The organism is Limnohabitans lacus, from assembly GCF_030053395.1.
Classification (GTDB): Bacteria; Pseudomonadota; Gammaproteobacteria; order Burkholderiales; family Burkholderiaceae_C; genus Limnohabitans_A; species Limnohabitans_A lacus.
In genome coordinates, this window is sequence record NZ_JASGBH010000001.1 from 406,224 (window position 1) to 419,225 (window position 13,002).

Consider the following 13,002-nt stretch of genomic DNA (forward strand, 5'->3'; position numbering starts at 1 on the left):
CTGGACGCAAGGAAGATCAGCTGCACAGGCCTAAAATGATGACAGTTTTATTTCCTATTGGAGCCTCGCTTGAATAACCCCTGGTTTTCCAAAATCGCCGTATGGGTGGTGATCGCCATGGTGCTGTTCACTGTTTTCAAACAGTTTGACAGCCGTGGTGCCACCGGTGCGAATGCGATTGGCTATTCGGACTTCCTCGAAGAAGTGCGCGGCAACCGCATCAAAACCGCGACCATTCAGGAAAGCCCTGGCGGCACCGAAATCGTTGCGACCACCAACGATGACCGCCGCATCAAGACCACTGCGACCTATTTGGACCGTGGTTTGGTGGGCGATCTGATCAACAGCGGCGTCAAGTTCGACGTCAAGCCGCGTGAAGAGGGCTCATTGCTGATGAGCTTGCTGGTCAGCTGGGGTCCGATGTTGCTCTTGATCGGCGTTTGGGTTTACTTCATGCGCCAGATGCAAGGCGGTGGCAAGGGCGGTGCTTTCAGCTTTGGCAAATCCAAGGCTCGCATGCTCGATGAAAACAACAACCAGGTCACGTTTGCCGACGTGGCCGGTTGTGATGAAGCCAAAGAAGAAGTCAAAGAGGTGGTCGACTTCTTGAAAGACCCTCAAAAATTCCAGAAGCTTGGCGGCCGCATCCCGCGTGGTCTATTGCTGGTCGGTCCTCCCGGCACCGGTAAAACCTTGCTGGCCAAAGGCATCGCCGGCGAAGCGAAAGTCCCGTTTTTCAGCATCTCCGGTTCGGACTTCGTTGAAATGTTTGTCGGCGTGGGTGCTGCCCGCGTGCGCGACATGTTCGAGAACGCCAAGAAAAACGCACCTTGCATCATCTTCATTGACGAAATCGATGCGGTCGGTCGCCAGCGTGGTGCCGGTTTGGGCGGTGGCAACGACGAACGCGAGCAAACCCTCAACCAGATGTTGGTTGAAATGGATGGTTTTGAAACCAACCTGGGCGTCATCGTGGTGGCTGCCACCAACCGCCCTGATATTTTGGATGCCGCTTTGCTGCGCCCTGGTCGCTTTGACCGTCAGGTCTATGTGACCTTGCCCGACATCCGTGGCCGTGAACAGATCCTGAATGTGCACATGCGCAAGGTGCCGATCGGCCAAGACGTCAAAGCCGATGTGATCGCCCGTGGTACCCCCGGCATGAGCGGTGCCGATCTGGCGAACTTGTGCAACGAGGCTGCATTGATGGCTGCCCGCCGCAATGCCCGCGTGGTCGAGATGCAGGACTTTGAAAAGGCCAAAGACAAGATCTTGATGGGCCCTGAGCGTAAGAGCATGGTCATGCCTGAGCATGAGCGTCGCAACACGGCGTACCACGAAGCTGGACACGCCTTGATCGGCAAGCTCTTGCCCAAGTGCGACCCAGTGCACAAAGTCACCATCATTCCTCGGGGCCGTGCCTTGGGGGTGACGATGAGCTTGCCCGAGCAAGACCGTTACAGCTACGACAAAGAGTTCATGCTGAACCAGATCAGCATGTTGTTCGGTGGTCGCATTGCCGAAGAAGTCTTCATGAATCAGATGACCACCGGCGCCAGCAATGATTTTGAACGGGCCACGTCAATTGCCCGAGACATGGTGATGCGTTATGGCATGACCGATGCCTTGGGCCCCATGGTGTATGCCGAGAACGAGGGTGAAGTGTTCCTCGGACGCTCGGTGACCAAGACCACCAACATGAGCGAATCCACCATGCAAAAGGTGGATGCTGAAGTGCGTCGCATCATCGACGAGCAGTACAAGCTGGCGCGTCGATTGATCGAAGAGCACAGCGTGCAAATGCACGCCATGGCCAAAGCCTTGCTCGAATGGGAAACCATCGACAAGGACCAATTGGACGACATCATGGCGGGGCGTGATCCGCTGCCCCCCAAAGATTGGACACCACGCAACCCACCATCTGGCGGTGGATCAAGCGGTGGCACGCCAGCTGTTCAGGCCGAACCGGCCACCACGGCTGCTTGAGACGCTCGATCAGCCAATTGAACGGGGCCTTGTGCCCCGTTTTGCTTTTGTACCCCTGATGCAGGAGTTGTTGGATGCCTTGGCAAACCACACGTTTTGATCTTGATCTTTCCCGGCCGCTGGTGATGGGCATCGTCAATGCCACGCCCGATTCTTTTTCGGATGGTGGACGATACGACGATGCCAAGGCCGCGATTGCGCATGCCGAGCGTTTGGTCAGCGCCGGAGCTGACATCTTGGATGTGGGGGGAGAATCCACCCGGCCTGGCGCGCAAGTGGTGCCCGCAGAACAAGAGTTGTCGCGACTGGTGCCTGTGCTGCAAGAGTTGCTCCGCTGGCAAATACCCATCTCGGTCGACACTTACAAGCCAGAAGTGATGCATGCTGTGCTCGATTTGGGCATTGACATCGTGAACGACATTTGGGCTTTGCGTCAGCCTGGTGCCTTGGCTGCAGTGGCACCGCATCCGCGCTGCGGCGTGTGCTTGATGCACATGCACCGTGACCCCCAGACCATGCAATTACATCCCATGCAGGGGAATGTGGTGGCGGCTGTGATCGACTTTTTGCAAGAACGCGTCACTGCCTTGGAGGATGTGGGAATTGCAAGCAGCCGCCTGGTGCTCGACCCCGGCATTGGCTTTGGCAAGACGGTGCAGCAAAATTTCCAATTGTTGGCGGGTCAAGACCAATTGTTGAGCCTCGATTTGCCCATTCTCGCGGGGTGGTCCCGCAAATCTTCTTTGGGCGCTGTATTGGCCCAAGCGGGGCAAACGCCTGCTGCCGATCAACGCCAATTCGCCAGTGTGGCCGCGGCGTTGCTCGCTGTAGAGCGGGGCGCAGCCATCGTCCGTGTGCACGATGTGAAAGAAACCGTGGATGCTTTGAAGGTCTGGCAAGCGGTACGCGACAGCAGCTGAGCCAGTGTTTGAGCTCACACAGGGATGGCATGGGATCTGTTTGGCCCCTGTGCAGACATAAAATCAGTGATCAAGTATAAAAAACAGGACGGTTGGCATGGCTCGGCAATATTTCGGCACAGACGGCATTCGCGGCACGGTGGGGCAAAAGCCCATCACGCCTGATTTCATATTGCGTTTGGCGCATGCTGTGGGGCGTGTGCTGAAGTCCCAAGAAGCCCACCCCACCGTCTTGATCGGCAAAGACACGCGGATTTCGGGCTACATGCTGGAAAGCGCATTGGAGTCGGGTTTCAATTCGGCGGGTGTGGATGTGGTGTTGCTCGGTCCGGTGCCCACACCGGCGGTGGCTTATTTGACCCGTGCGCAAAGAGCATCGTTGGGTGTGGTCATCAGTGCCAGTCACAACCCTTTTGCCGACAATGGCATCAAATTTTTCAGCGCCCAGGGGACCAAGTTGTCGGACGCTTGGGAAGAAGCAGTTGAGGCAGCACTGTTGGAGGACCCTGTTTGGGTCGAGTCAGCTTCTTTGGGCAAGACCCGTCGCTTGGCCGATGCAGCTGGGCGTTACATCGAATTTTGTAAGAGTACTTTCTCCAATGACTTGACCCTCAAGGGGCTGAAGATCGTGGTGGATGCTGCCCACGGCGCGGCTTATCAAATTGCCCCCAAAGTGTTTCATGAATTGGGCGCTGAAGTCATCTCGATGGGGTGCTCCCCTGATGGTCTGAACATCAACAAAGGTGTCGGTGCGACGCATCCCGAAGCCTTGGTGCAACTGGTCAAAGACCAGCAAGCCGACTATGGCGTGGCGCTGGATGGCGATGCCGATCGCTTGCAGTTGGTGGATGCTTCCGGGCGCTTGTTCAACGGTGACGAATTGCTTTACTTGATGGTGGCAGACCGTTTGGCGCGGGATGAATCCGTGCCTGGCGCTGTAGGGACTTTGATGACCAATATGGCTGTCGAAGTGGCGCTCAAGCAAAAGGGCGTGGCTTTTGTGCGTGCCAAAGTGGGCGACCGTTATGTGCTCGAGGTCTTGCACGACAAAGGCTGGCTCCTCGGCGGTGAGGGCTCGGGCCATTTGTTGGCATTGGACAAGCACACCACAGGCGATGGCTTGGTCAGTGCCTTGCAGGTGCTGCAAGCTTGCGTGGGCAGTGGCAAGACCATGGCGCAGTTGCTGCAAGGCATCGATTTGTTTCCTCAGACCTTGATCAATGTTCGATTGACCCCCGGCTTCGATTGGCAAGGTCACCAAGCCTTGTGGGATGCGACCAAGGCTTGCGAGCTGGCCTTGGGGGATTCTGGTCGCGTGTTGATTCGAGCCAGTGGCACCGAACCTTTGGTTCGGGTCATGGTGGAAGCGCGTGATCCTGAGATGGCACGGCTGTGCGCTGAGCAAATAGCCGCTACATTGACACCCTGATCGGATCAAGGCGGGTGAGGGCGCCTCAATAGATGAGACGTTCGGGCCGAATTTCTTGCAGGATGGTGGTGGCGATTTCTTCGATCGATTTGGTGGTCGTGGACAACCACCGAATGCCCGAGCGGCGCATCATGGCTTCGGCTTCGGAGACTTCCATTCGGCAGTTTTCAATGCTGGCATAACGCGAGTCGGGGCGCCGCTCCGCGCGGATTTCGGCCAAACGGTCGGGGTGGATGCTCAGGCCGAAGATCTTTTTGCGGTGCGGCACCAGGGCGGGGGGCAACTGGCGGCGGTCGAAATCTTCTGGAATCAAGGGGTAGTTGGCGGCCTTCAAGCCATGCTGCATGGCCAGGTACAGGCTGGTCGGTGTTTTGCCACTGCGGCTGACGCCCACCAAAATGACGTCGGCAGACTCCAAATCCCGGTTGGATTGGCCGTCATCGTGCGCCAAAGAGAAATTGATGGCCTCGATCCGATCGTGGTACTCCTTGCTTTTGCTGACATCCGAAAAGCGTCCCACGCGGTGGTGTGATTTGATGCCGAGTTCGTCTTCCAGCGGATGAACAAATGTGCCGAACATGTCCAGCAGCATGCCTTGGCAGTGCTCTTGCAAGACCTTGAGCACCTCCATATTGACCAAGGTGGTGAACACGATGGGCTTGGTGCCCTCGGTTTCCGCGGTGTGGTTGATCTGGCGTACCGCTTGGTGTGCTTTGTCGATCGTGTCGGTGAAAGGCAGTCGGATGTGCCGAGTTTTCATCTCGAACTGCGCGAGGATCGCATTGCCAAAAGTTTCAGCCGTGATGCCGGTGCCGTCGGACACAAAGAAAACAGTGCGTTTGGACATGGGGTACCCAAAAAATTTCAAAGCTCAGGGGCTGCTGAGCCCCTAAAATGATTTGATTATCCATGGCCCATAGGCTTTCGGTCCCATAACCAGAACAACAATGACGCCGCCTGTGGCATGGAGCCCGGTTTTTAACTTTGGAGCTTCTCATGTCTGTATTGTTTGATCAGGCCGCTTTGGTCGTGCCTTTCGAAAAGTTGCGCATGACCGACGTGGAGTCGGTAGGCGGTAAGAACGCCAGTCTGGGAGAAATGATTTCCCAGTTGCCGCAAGGGGTTCGGGTGCCCACGGGTTTTGCCACCACCGCCCACGCCTTTCGTGAGTTTCTGAAATTCGATGGCCTGACCGACCGCATCAATGCGCGTTTGGATGCCTTGGACACCGACGATGTCCGTGCCTTGGCGGCAGCCGGTGCGGAAATCCGCGCCATGGTCGAGGCGCAGCCTTTTCCGACTGACTTGGCGCAAGCCATTCGCGAAGAATTCATTCGACTGCAAGCAGGCAACCCCGAAGCCTCATTCGCTGTGCGTTCATCGGCTACTGCAGAAGATTTACCAGACGCTTCATTCGCGGGTCAGCAAGAAACCTTCCTCAACGTGGTGGGCATCGAAGATGTGCTCCACAAGATGAAAGAAGTGTTCGCCTCCTTGTACAACGACCGCGCCATCAGCTACCGCGTGCACAAGGGCTTTGCCCATGCCGATGTCGCCTTGTCGGCTGGCGTTCAACGCATGGTGCGATCAGACTTGGGCGCAGCCGGTGTGATGTTCACGATCGACACCGAATCCGGTTTCGAGGATGTGGTGTTCATCACCTCAAGCTACGGCTTGGGGGAGACGGTGGTACAGGGTGCTGTGAATCCGGATGAGTTTTATGTGCACAAACCCATGTTGGCGTCAGGTAACCGCGCCGTTATCCGACGTAATTTGGGCTCCAAACTCATCGAAATGGTGTTTGCCACGCCTGAGGAAAAAGCCACATCTGGCAAATTGGTCAAAACCATTGATGTGCCCACCGAATTGCGCAACCGCTACAGCCTGACCGATGCCGAGATTGAGCAGTTGGCCCAATACGCGGTCATCATCGAGCAACATTACGGCCGTCCCATGGACATTGAATGGGGCAAGGACGGCACCGATGGTCAGCTTTACATCTTGCAAGCCCGACCTGAAACGGTCAAAAGCCAGGCCAAAGGCACACCAGAGTTGCGCTACAAGCTCAAGGGCAAGAGCACCGTTTTGGCCGAAGGCCGGGCCATTGGTCAAAAGATTGGCACAGGCCCTGTGCGCTTGGTGCACAACATCAGCGAGATGGACCGCGTTCAGCCCGGCGACGTGCTGGTGACAGACATGACCGACCCCAACTGGGAGCCGGTCATGAAGCGTGCCAGTGCCATCGTGACCAACCGTGGTGGCCGCACATGCCACGCCGCCATCATTGCGCGTGAGTTGGGCATTCCAGCGGTGGTGGGTTGCGGGCAGGCCACTGAGCAACTCAAAGAAGGCACATTGGTCACTGTGAGCTGCGCAGAGGGCGATACAGGCCACATCTACGACGGTTTGCTGGAAACTGAAATCAGCGAAGTCCAGCGTGGCGTCCTGCCCGAGATCAAGACCAAGATCATGATGAACGTCGGCAACCCTCAGCTGGCGTTTGACTTTGCCCAGTTGCCCAATTCGGGCGTGGGTTTGGCCCGCCTCGAATTCATCATCAACAACAACATTGGTGTGCACCCCAAGGCGATCTTGGACTATCCCGCCATCGATGCCGATCTGAAAAAAGCGGTGGAGTCTGTGGCCCGTGGCCATGCCTCGCCCCGTGCTTTTTACGTGGACAAAGTGGCCGAAGGCGTGGCCAGCATCGCAGCAGCTTTTTGGCCCAAGCCCGTGATCGTGCGTTTGTCCGACTTCAAAAGCAATGAATATCGGAAATTGATCGGTGGCAGCCGTTACGAGCCAGAAGAAGAAAACCCGATGCTGGGCTTTCGCGGTGCGGCCCGTTACATCAGCGAAGACTTTGGCGAAGCTTTTGCCATGGAGTGTGAAGCCCTCAAGCGCGTTCGCGGCGAGATGGGTTTGACCAACGTGCAAATCATGGTGCCATTTGTGCGTACTTTGGGCCAGGCTGAGAAAGTCACTCAGCTGCTGGCCAGCCAAGGTTTGCGCCGTGGCGTGGACGATTTGAAGCTCATCATGATGTGCGAGGTGCCCAGCAATGCCATCTTGGCCGAGCGTTTCCTCGAGTTCTTCGATGGCTTTTCGATCGGGTCCAACGATCTGACGCAATTGACCTTGGGGCTGGACCGCGATTCGGGCATGGAGTTGCTGGCCGTCGATTTTGACGAGCGCGATCCGGCTGTGACCGCCTTGATCGAGCAGGCCATCAAAGCTTGTTTGGCCCAAGGTAAGTACATCGGCATCTGCGGCCAAGGCCCCAGCGACCATCCGGACTTCGCCCATTGGTTGATGGACCGGGGCATCAGCTCCATCTCTTTGAATCCGGACACGGTCATCGAGACTTGGACGGCTTTGGGTTCCTGACCCTCTGAAGGGCAAGATGGCGATGAACAAGTCAGCGCAAGCAGGCATTTCATCTGCGTACCGCTGGCGCATTCATCGCAATGTGCTCATCTACATCGGGGTTCTGGTCGCTCTGATGGGCGTCATGGCCTGGGCTGAGCAATGGGGTTTGTCACGCAATTTGATTGGCCCCATTTTCTTGTTCAGCACGGTCATGATTTATGCCTTGATTGGTATATCAGGGCGCACTTCCGATCAAGAAGAATATTTCGTGGCAGGGCGGCGCATACCGGCCCTCTACAACGGCATGGCAACCGCCGCTGACTGGATGAGCGCCGCCTCCTTCATCAGCTTGGCGGGCGCCCTGTATTTGCAAGGTTTCTCGGGCAGTGGGCAGCAGCCTGGAGGCTTGGCTTATGTGATGGGGTGGACCGGCGGCTTTTGTTTGGTGGCCTTTCTGATTGCGCCGCAATTGCGGGCCATGAAGCTCTACACCTTGCCCGATTATTTCGACCAACGCTTTGGCGGTCGATGGCCCCGAGTGATTGCCGCCTTGTCGTCTGTTTTGTGCTCTTTCACCTATGTCGTGGCGCAAATTTACGGCATTGGCCTCATTGCCTCGCGTTTGACCGGGGTTCAATTCGAGATTGGCATTTTGCTTGGTTTGGGCGGGGTGCTGCTGTGTTCTTTCTTGGGCGGCATGCGTGCCATCACCTGGACGCAGGTGGCGCAATACATCATGCTCCTTTTGGCCTTCTTGATTCCGGTGTCTTGGTTGGCCTACCAGCAAATGGGCTCGCCTTTGGCCCCGCTGGCCTATGGCACCCAGTTGGCCCGCATCGAAGTCATTGAACAAAAGTTGATCCATGATCCAGCCGAGATCGAGGTTCGGCAAGAGTACGCAAGGCGTGCGCGGGTGTTCGAGGCCCGTTTGGTGGATGTGGACAAATCCATGGTGGAATTGCGGCAATCGCTGGAAGAAGAAATCCGCCATCTCAAGACGCAAGGCGCCGATTTTGCCTCGATCGCCAAAGTTCGGCGAGAGTTGCTGGCTGTCCCCAAGGACCCAGCTGCAGCCAAAGAGCAGTGGACGCGTGCCATGCTTGAAAACCGTGAACGATCGTTGCCTTTAGGAGGCATGCCGCAGCACGCCAAACCATTCCAAGGCGATCCCACGGGCAGCCCTCAAGAGGTGGCTCAATACAACGATTCGCGGCTGAACTTTCTGGCTTTGATCTTTTGTCTGATGGTCGGCACGGCGGGCTTGCCCCATTTGTTGACCCGTTTTTACACCTTGCCATCGGTGGCTGAAACCCGAACGTCTGTGGCTTGGTCTGTTTTTTTCATCGCGCTTTTGTACCTGAGCGTTCCTGCCTTGGCCGTACTCGTCAAATTTGAAGTCCTCAACAACTTGGTGGGCACCCCGATAGACGATTTGCCAACCTGGATGACGCAGTGGTCTCGACTGGATTCGGGTTTGCTCGAAATCTCGGATGTCAATGGTGACCGGATTTTGCAATTGGGCGAATTGAAGCTGGGGGCTGACATGATCATGTTGGCCACCCCAGAGCTGGGCGGTATGCCTTTTGTGGTGTCCGGCCTGGTGGCAGCGGGCGGCTTGGCGGCAGCTTTGTCCACCGCCGATGGTTTGCTTTTGACCATCAGCAATGCCTTGGTGCACGACATGGGGCCGGGCAGGGCGCGCAAGCCCAAATCTGCAGAAGGCCGGGTCATATTGTCCAAGTTCGCGCTATTGTCGGTGGCCATGTTGGCTGCCGTGGTCGCGGCCTTCAAACCCGCTCAGATTCTTTCATTGGTCTCAGCGTCTTTTTCTCTGGCTGCTGCAGCTTTCTTCCCGGGCATGGTCCTGGGCATGGCATGGAAAAAGGTACATCGTCATGCTGTGGTGGTGGGGATGTTGGCTGGTTTGTCTGTGACGATTTATTACCTGGTCTCCAATGCGCCGGGCTTTCGTCATGCCCTGGACCTTGATCCCGTGGGCGGGTTGTGGTTTGGGATTCAACCCTTGTCATCAGGCGTTTTTGGGGTTCCTGTGGGCTTTGTGGCCATGATCTTGGCCACTTGGTGCTTGCCAGCGCCCCAGGGCGAATCGGCAGTCAAACCCTCCCTCGAGGGTGAGCGCTATCCGGGATTGTGATTTCAGGCTATAATCTCTGGCTTCGCCTTGCTGCACCCCGACAGACGCTGGGGGCAGCTTTTCCAACCTTTTGGGTTAACCGCAAGGAGTCTCAATGCGTCATTACGAAATCATTTTGCTGATCCATCCCGATCAGTCCGAACAAGTTCCAGCCATGCTGGAGCGTTACAAAGGCATGATCACTGCCGGCGGTGGCAACATCCACCGTGTTGAAGACTGGGGCCGCCGTCAGTTGGCATACCAGATCAACAAGCTGGGCAAAGCCCACTACCTGTGCGTGAACATCGAAGCCGATCAGGCTGTGATGGCTGAACTGGAGCACGCATTCAAGTTCAACGATGCCGTTTTGCGTCACCTGACTGTGCAAAAGAAAAAGGCTGACACCGCTCCTTCGTCGATGATGAAGACTGTTGAGCGCGAAGAAGCCCGCAAGTCACAACAAGCCGAATTCGCCGCTTGACACTTGCCTGTTGAGGAGTGAACCGAACCGAACTGACCGCTTGTATTGCTGAGCAAGCCGCTTTGCGATACACCCCCGCTGGTTTACCTGCTCTGGACGTGATCCTTGAGCACGCCTCTGAAATTCAAGAGGCAGGGCTAAACCGCAAAGTCCAGTTGAAAATCCGTGCTTTGGCCATCGGTGCCATCGCCGAAAGACTGGTTAAGCAGGCAGTGGGCAGTGTTTGGACGTTCAGAGGCTTTTTGGCCACCCCTCGACAAGGCAAAAGTGTCGTGTTGCACATTCAAGAGTTTCAGCAAGATTAATTTCAGGAGGCCCTATGGCCACGTTCAAAAAATTCAACAAAGACAAGCGCCCAAAGCGCAACACCCAGTCGCTGCTGTTCAAGCGCAAGCGTTTCTGCCGCTTCACCGTCACTGGCGTCGAAGAAATCGACTACAAAGATGTGGACACATTGCGTGACTTCATCGCCGAAAATGGCAAGATCATTCCTGCACGCTTGACTGGCACCCGTGCCATTTTCCAGCGTCAGCTCAACACCGCCATCAAGCGCGCACGCTTTTTGGCCATGTTGCCCTACACCGACCAGCACAAAGTCTAAGGAGAACAACCATGCAAATCATTCTGCTCGAAAAGGTTGTGAACCTGGGTAACTTGGGCGAGATCGTCAAAGTCAAAGACGGTTACGCACGCAACTTCCTGATCCCTTCGGGTCGCGCACGCCGCGCCACAGAAGCCAACAAGGCCGAGTTCGAAGCTCGCCGCGTTGAATTGGAAAAAGCCGCTGCAGCTAAATTGGCCGAAGCCCAAGCCCAAGGCGAGAAACTCGCTGGTCTGGTGGTCAAATTGACCCAAAAAGCCGGTGTTGATGGCCGTTTGTTTGGTTCTGTGACCAACCATGACATCGCTGAAGAACTCAACAAGCAAGGTTACGCCTTGGTGAAGTCTCAGATCCGCATGCCTCACGGCCCCATCAAGGTTGTGAGCGATTCCACCGTGTCCGTTGCATTGCACACTGACGTGGTGGTCGATGTGACCGTGACGGTTTACGGCGAATCTGCCTGATCCTTCGGTTCATCCCGACAAGAGCCGCCGGCGCAAGCTTGGCGGCTTTTTTATTGTGCTTGCAGTCCATTGGTACTCATGTGTTGCTTGTCCCGCATTGATCACTGGATTCCCCCTGCTTATCCACAGACTTATCCCGTGACGGGTGAACTTTGGCCGAGTACGATGCCCTTTTAAGTTGTGTCCTGATGTCCGCTGTTTTTTCGAACCACCTGAATGAGTTTCCCACCGATCTGTCCTCTGACAGCCAAGTGGCCAAACTGCGTGTACCCCCACATTCGATCGAGGCCGAATCCAGTGTGCTCGGCGGTCTGTTGCTCGACAACGGCGCGTGGGACCGTGTGGGTGACCTCTTGGTGGACCATGATTTTTACCGCCACGAACACAAGTTGATCTACAGTGCCATCGGTGCCTTGATTAACGCCTCCAAGCCTGCTGATGTGATCACCGTCAGCGAGCAGCTTCAAAACCAGGGCAAGGCCGAAGAGATGGGCGGCTTGGCTTACCTGAACTCTTTGGCGCAATATGTGCCCAGTGCCAGCAACATCCGGCGTTATGCCGAGATCGTTCGTGAACGTTCCATCCTGCGCAAACTGGTCTCTGCCAGTGACGAGATCGCCACCAATGCCTTCAACCCTCAGGGCAAAGCGATTGACCGCATTCTGGATGAGGCCGAGCAAAAAATCTTCAACATCGGTGAAGAAGGCTCACGCATGAAGCAAGGTTTCCAGTCCATGGATACCTTGGTGGTGGAGTTGCTTGACCGTGTTCAGGAGATGGCCGACAACCCCAACGACATCACCGGCGTGCCCACCGGGTTCTATGACTTGGACCGCATGACTTCTGGTTTGCAGCCCGGCGACATGGTGGTGTTGGCCGCGCGTCCTTCGATGGGCAAAACCGCCTTTGCGATCAACATTGCGGAGCACGTGGCGCTCAACGAAGGTTTGCCTGTGGCCGTGTTCTCCATGGAAATGGGGGCATCCCAGTTGGCTGTTCGTGTGGTCGGCTCGATTGGCCGTGTGGACCAAGGCCATTTGCGAACAGGCAAATTGACCGATGAAGAATGGCCACGCCTCACGGAGGCCATCGAGAAACTGCGCACAGTGTCCTTGCACATCGATGAAACGCCTGGTTTGACCCCTTCGGAGTTGCGCGCCAACGCCCGCCGCTTGGCGCGTCAGTGCGGCAAGCTGGGCTTGATCGTGGTCGACTACTTGCAGCTGATGAGTGGCTCCGGCGGCTCTGGCGGGGACAACCGCGCCACCGAGCTCGGTGAGATTTCGCGGGGTTTGAAGATGCTGGCCAAAGAGTTACAGTGCCCAGTGATTGCCTTGTCGCAGCTCAACCGCAGTGTGGAGCAGCGCACCGACAAACGCCCCATGATGAGTGACTTGCGTGAATCGGGCGCCATCGAGCAGGATGCCGACATCATCATGTTCATTTACCGCGACGACTACTACAACAAGGATTCCAAGGATCCAGGTGTTGCCGAGATCATCATCGGCAAACAACGAAACGGCCCCACTGGGACCGTTCGTTTGGCTTTCTTGAAGAACCTGACGCGCTTTGAGAGCTTGGCCTCTGGCGGTCTGGGCAGCGACGACTACTGATCGCC

At 56.4% G+C, this 13,002-nt stretch carries 11 protein-coding genes; 10 read left to right on the forward strand and 1 reads right to left on the reverse strand.

Annotated features, from left to right (window positions below; all coding sequences use genetic code 11):
* The first annotated feature begins 69 nt into the window (after positions 1 to 69).
* From ftsH to glmM, 3 genes are all read left to right on the forward strand, one after another.
* Complete coding sequence (ftsH, locus tag QLQ16_RS02065; protein ID WP_283223018.1) at positions 70 to 1,986, forward strand: ATP-dependent zinc metalloprotease FtsH; 1,917 nt, start codon at positions 70 to 72, stop codon at positions 1,984 to 1,986.
* A gap of 74 nt (positions 1,987 to 2,060) precedes the next feature.
* The gene (folP, locus tag QLQ16_RS02070; protein WP_283223019.1) at positions 2,061 to 2,906 is read left to right on the forward strand and encodes a dihydropteroate synthase; all 846 of its coding nucleotides are present in this window, start codon (positions 2,061 to 2,063) and stop codon (positions 2,904 to 2,906) included.
* A gap of 97 nt (positions 2,907 to 3,003) precedes the next feature.
* On the forward strand, positions 3,004 to 4,335 hold the full coding sequence (glmM, locus tag QLQ16_RS02075) for a phosphoglucosamine mutase (RefSeq protein ID WP_283223020.1): 1,332 nt from the start codon (positions 3,004 to 3,006) through the stop codon (positions 4,333 to 4,335).
* 25 nt (positions 4,336 to 4,360) lie between these two features.
* Here glmM and ppsR read toward each other — a convergent pair whose 3' ends face one another.
* Positions 4,361 to 5,182: a posphoenolpyruvate synthetase regulatory kinase/phosphorylase PpsR gene (gene ppsR / locus QLQ16_RS02080; protein ID WP_283223021.1), complete on the reverse strand. Its 822-nt coding sequence runs from the start codon at positions 5,180 to 5,182 to the stop codon at positions 4,361 to 4,363.
* Between the two features lie 149 nt (positions 5,183 to 5,331).
* Here ppsR and ppsA point away from each other — a divergent pair, with 149 nt between their 5' ends.
* From ppsA to dnaB, 7 genes are all read left to right on the forward strand, one after another.
* Positions 5,332 to 7,722: a phosphoenolpyruvate synthase gene (gene ppsA, locus QLQ16_RS02085; protein ID WP_283223022.1), complete on the forward strand. Its 2,391-nt coding sequence runs from the start codon at positions 5,332 to 5,334 to the stop codon at positions 7,720 to 7,722.
* A 16-nt stretch (positions 7,723 to 7,738) separates the two neighbouring features.
* Positions 7,739 to 9,859 carry a VC_2705 family sodium/solute symporter gene (locus tag QLQ16_RS02090; protein WP_283223023.1) on the forward strand — a complete coding sequence of 707 codons (2,121 nt, stop codon included), beginning with the start codon at positions 7,739 to 7,741 and terminating at the stop codon, positions 9,857 to 9,859.
* A 94-nt stretch (positions 9,860 to 9,953) separates the two neighbouring features.
* A complete protein-coding gene (gene rpsF, locus QLQ16_RS02095; protein WP_108322559.1) occupies positions 9,954 to 10,319 on the forward strand; it encodes a 30S ribosomal protein S6 in 366 nt (121 codons plus the stop codon).
* A gap of 17 nt (positions 10,320 to 10,336) precedes the next feature.
* On the forward strand, positions 10,337 to 10,624 hold the full coding sequence (gene priB / locus QLQ16_RS02100) for a primosomal replication protein N (RefSeq protein ID WP_283223024.1): 288 nt from the start codon (positions 10,337 to 10,339) through the stop codon (positions 10,622 to 10,624).
* Between the two features lie 14 nt (positions 10,625 to 10,638).
* Positions 10,639 to 10,920 (forward strand): 30S ribosomal protein S18, encoded by a 282-nt coding sequence (rpsR, locus tag QLQ16_RS02105; protein WP_019427495.1) that lies wholly within the window; start codon positions 10,639 to 10,641, stop codon positions 10,918 to 10,920.
* Between the two features lie 11 nt (positions 10,921 to 10,931).
* Positions 10,932 to 11,384 (forward strand): 50S ribosomal protein L9, encoded by a 453-nt coding sequence (rplI, locus tag QLQ16_RS02110; protein WP_283223025.1) that lies wholly within the window; start codon positions 10,932 to 10,934, stop codon positions 11,382 to 11,384.
* A gap of 188 nt (positions 11,385 to 11,572) precedes the next feature.
* Positions 11,573 to 12,997 (forward strand): replicative DNA helicase, encoded by a 1,425-nt coding sequence (gene dnaB, locus QLQ16_RS02115; protein ID WP_283223026.1) that lies wholly within the window; start codon positions 11,573 to 11,575, stop codon positions 12,995 to 12,997.
* The last annotated feature ends 5 nt before the right edge of the window (positions 12,998 to 13,002 follow it).

Coding starts and splice junctions, on each gene's coding strand:
- folP (WP_283223019.1), top strand. CDS start 2,061: ATGCCTTGGCAAACCACACGTTTTGATCTTGATCTTTCCCGGCCGCTG.
- glmM (WP_283223020.1), top strand. CDS start 3,004: ATGGCTCGGCAATATTTCGGCACAGACGGCATTCGCGGCACGGTGGGG.
- ppsR (WP_283223021.1), bottom strand. CDS start 5,182: ATGTCCAAACGCACTGTTTTCTTTGTGTCCGACGGCACCGGCATCACG.
- ppsA (WP_283223022.1), top strand. CDS start 5,332: ATGTCTGTATTGTTTGATCAGGCCGCTTTGGTCGTGCCTTTCGAAAAG.
- QLQ16_RS02090 (WP_283223023.1), top strand. CDS start 7,739: ATGGCGATGAACAAGTCAGCGCAAGCAGGCATTTCATCTGCGTACCGC.
- rpsF (WP_108322559.1), top strand. CDS start 9,954: ATGCGTCATTACGAAATCATTTTGCTGATCCATCCCGATCAGTCCGAA.
- rpsR (WP_019427495.1), top strand. CDS start 10,639: ATGGCCACGTTCAAAAAATTCAACAAAGACAAGCGCCCAAAGCGCAAC.
- rplI (WP_283223025.1), top strand. CDS start 10,932: ATGCAAATCATTCTGCTCGAAAAGGTTGTGAACCTGGGTAACTTGGGC.
- dnaB (WP_283223026.1), top strand. CDS start 11,573: ATGTCCGCTGTTTTTTCGAACCACCTGAATGAGTTTCCCACCGATCTG.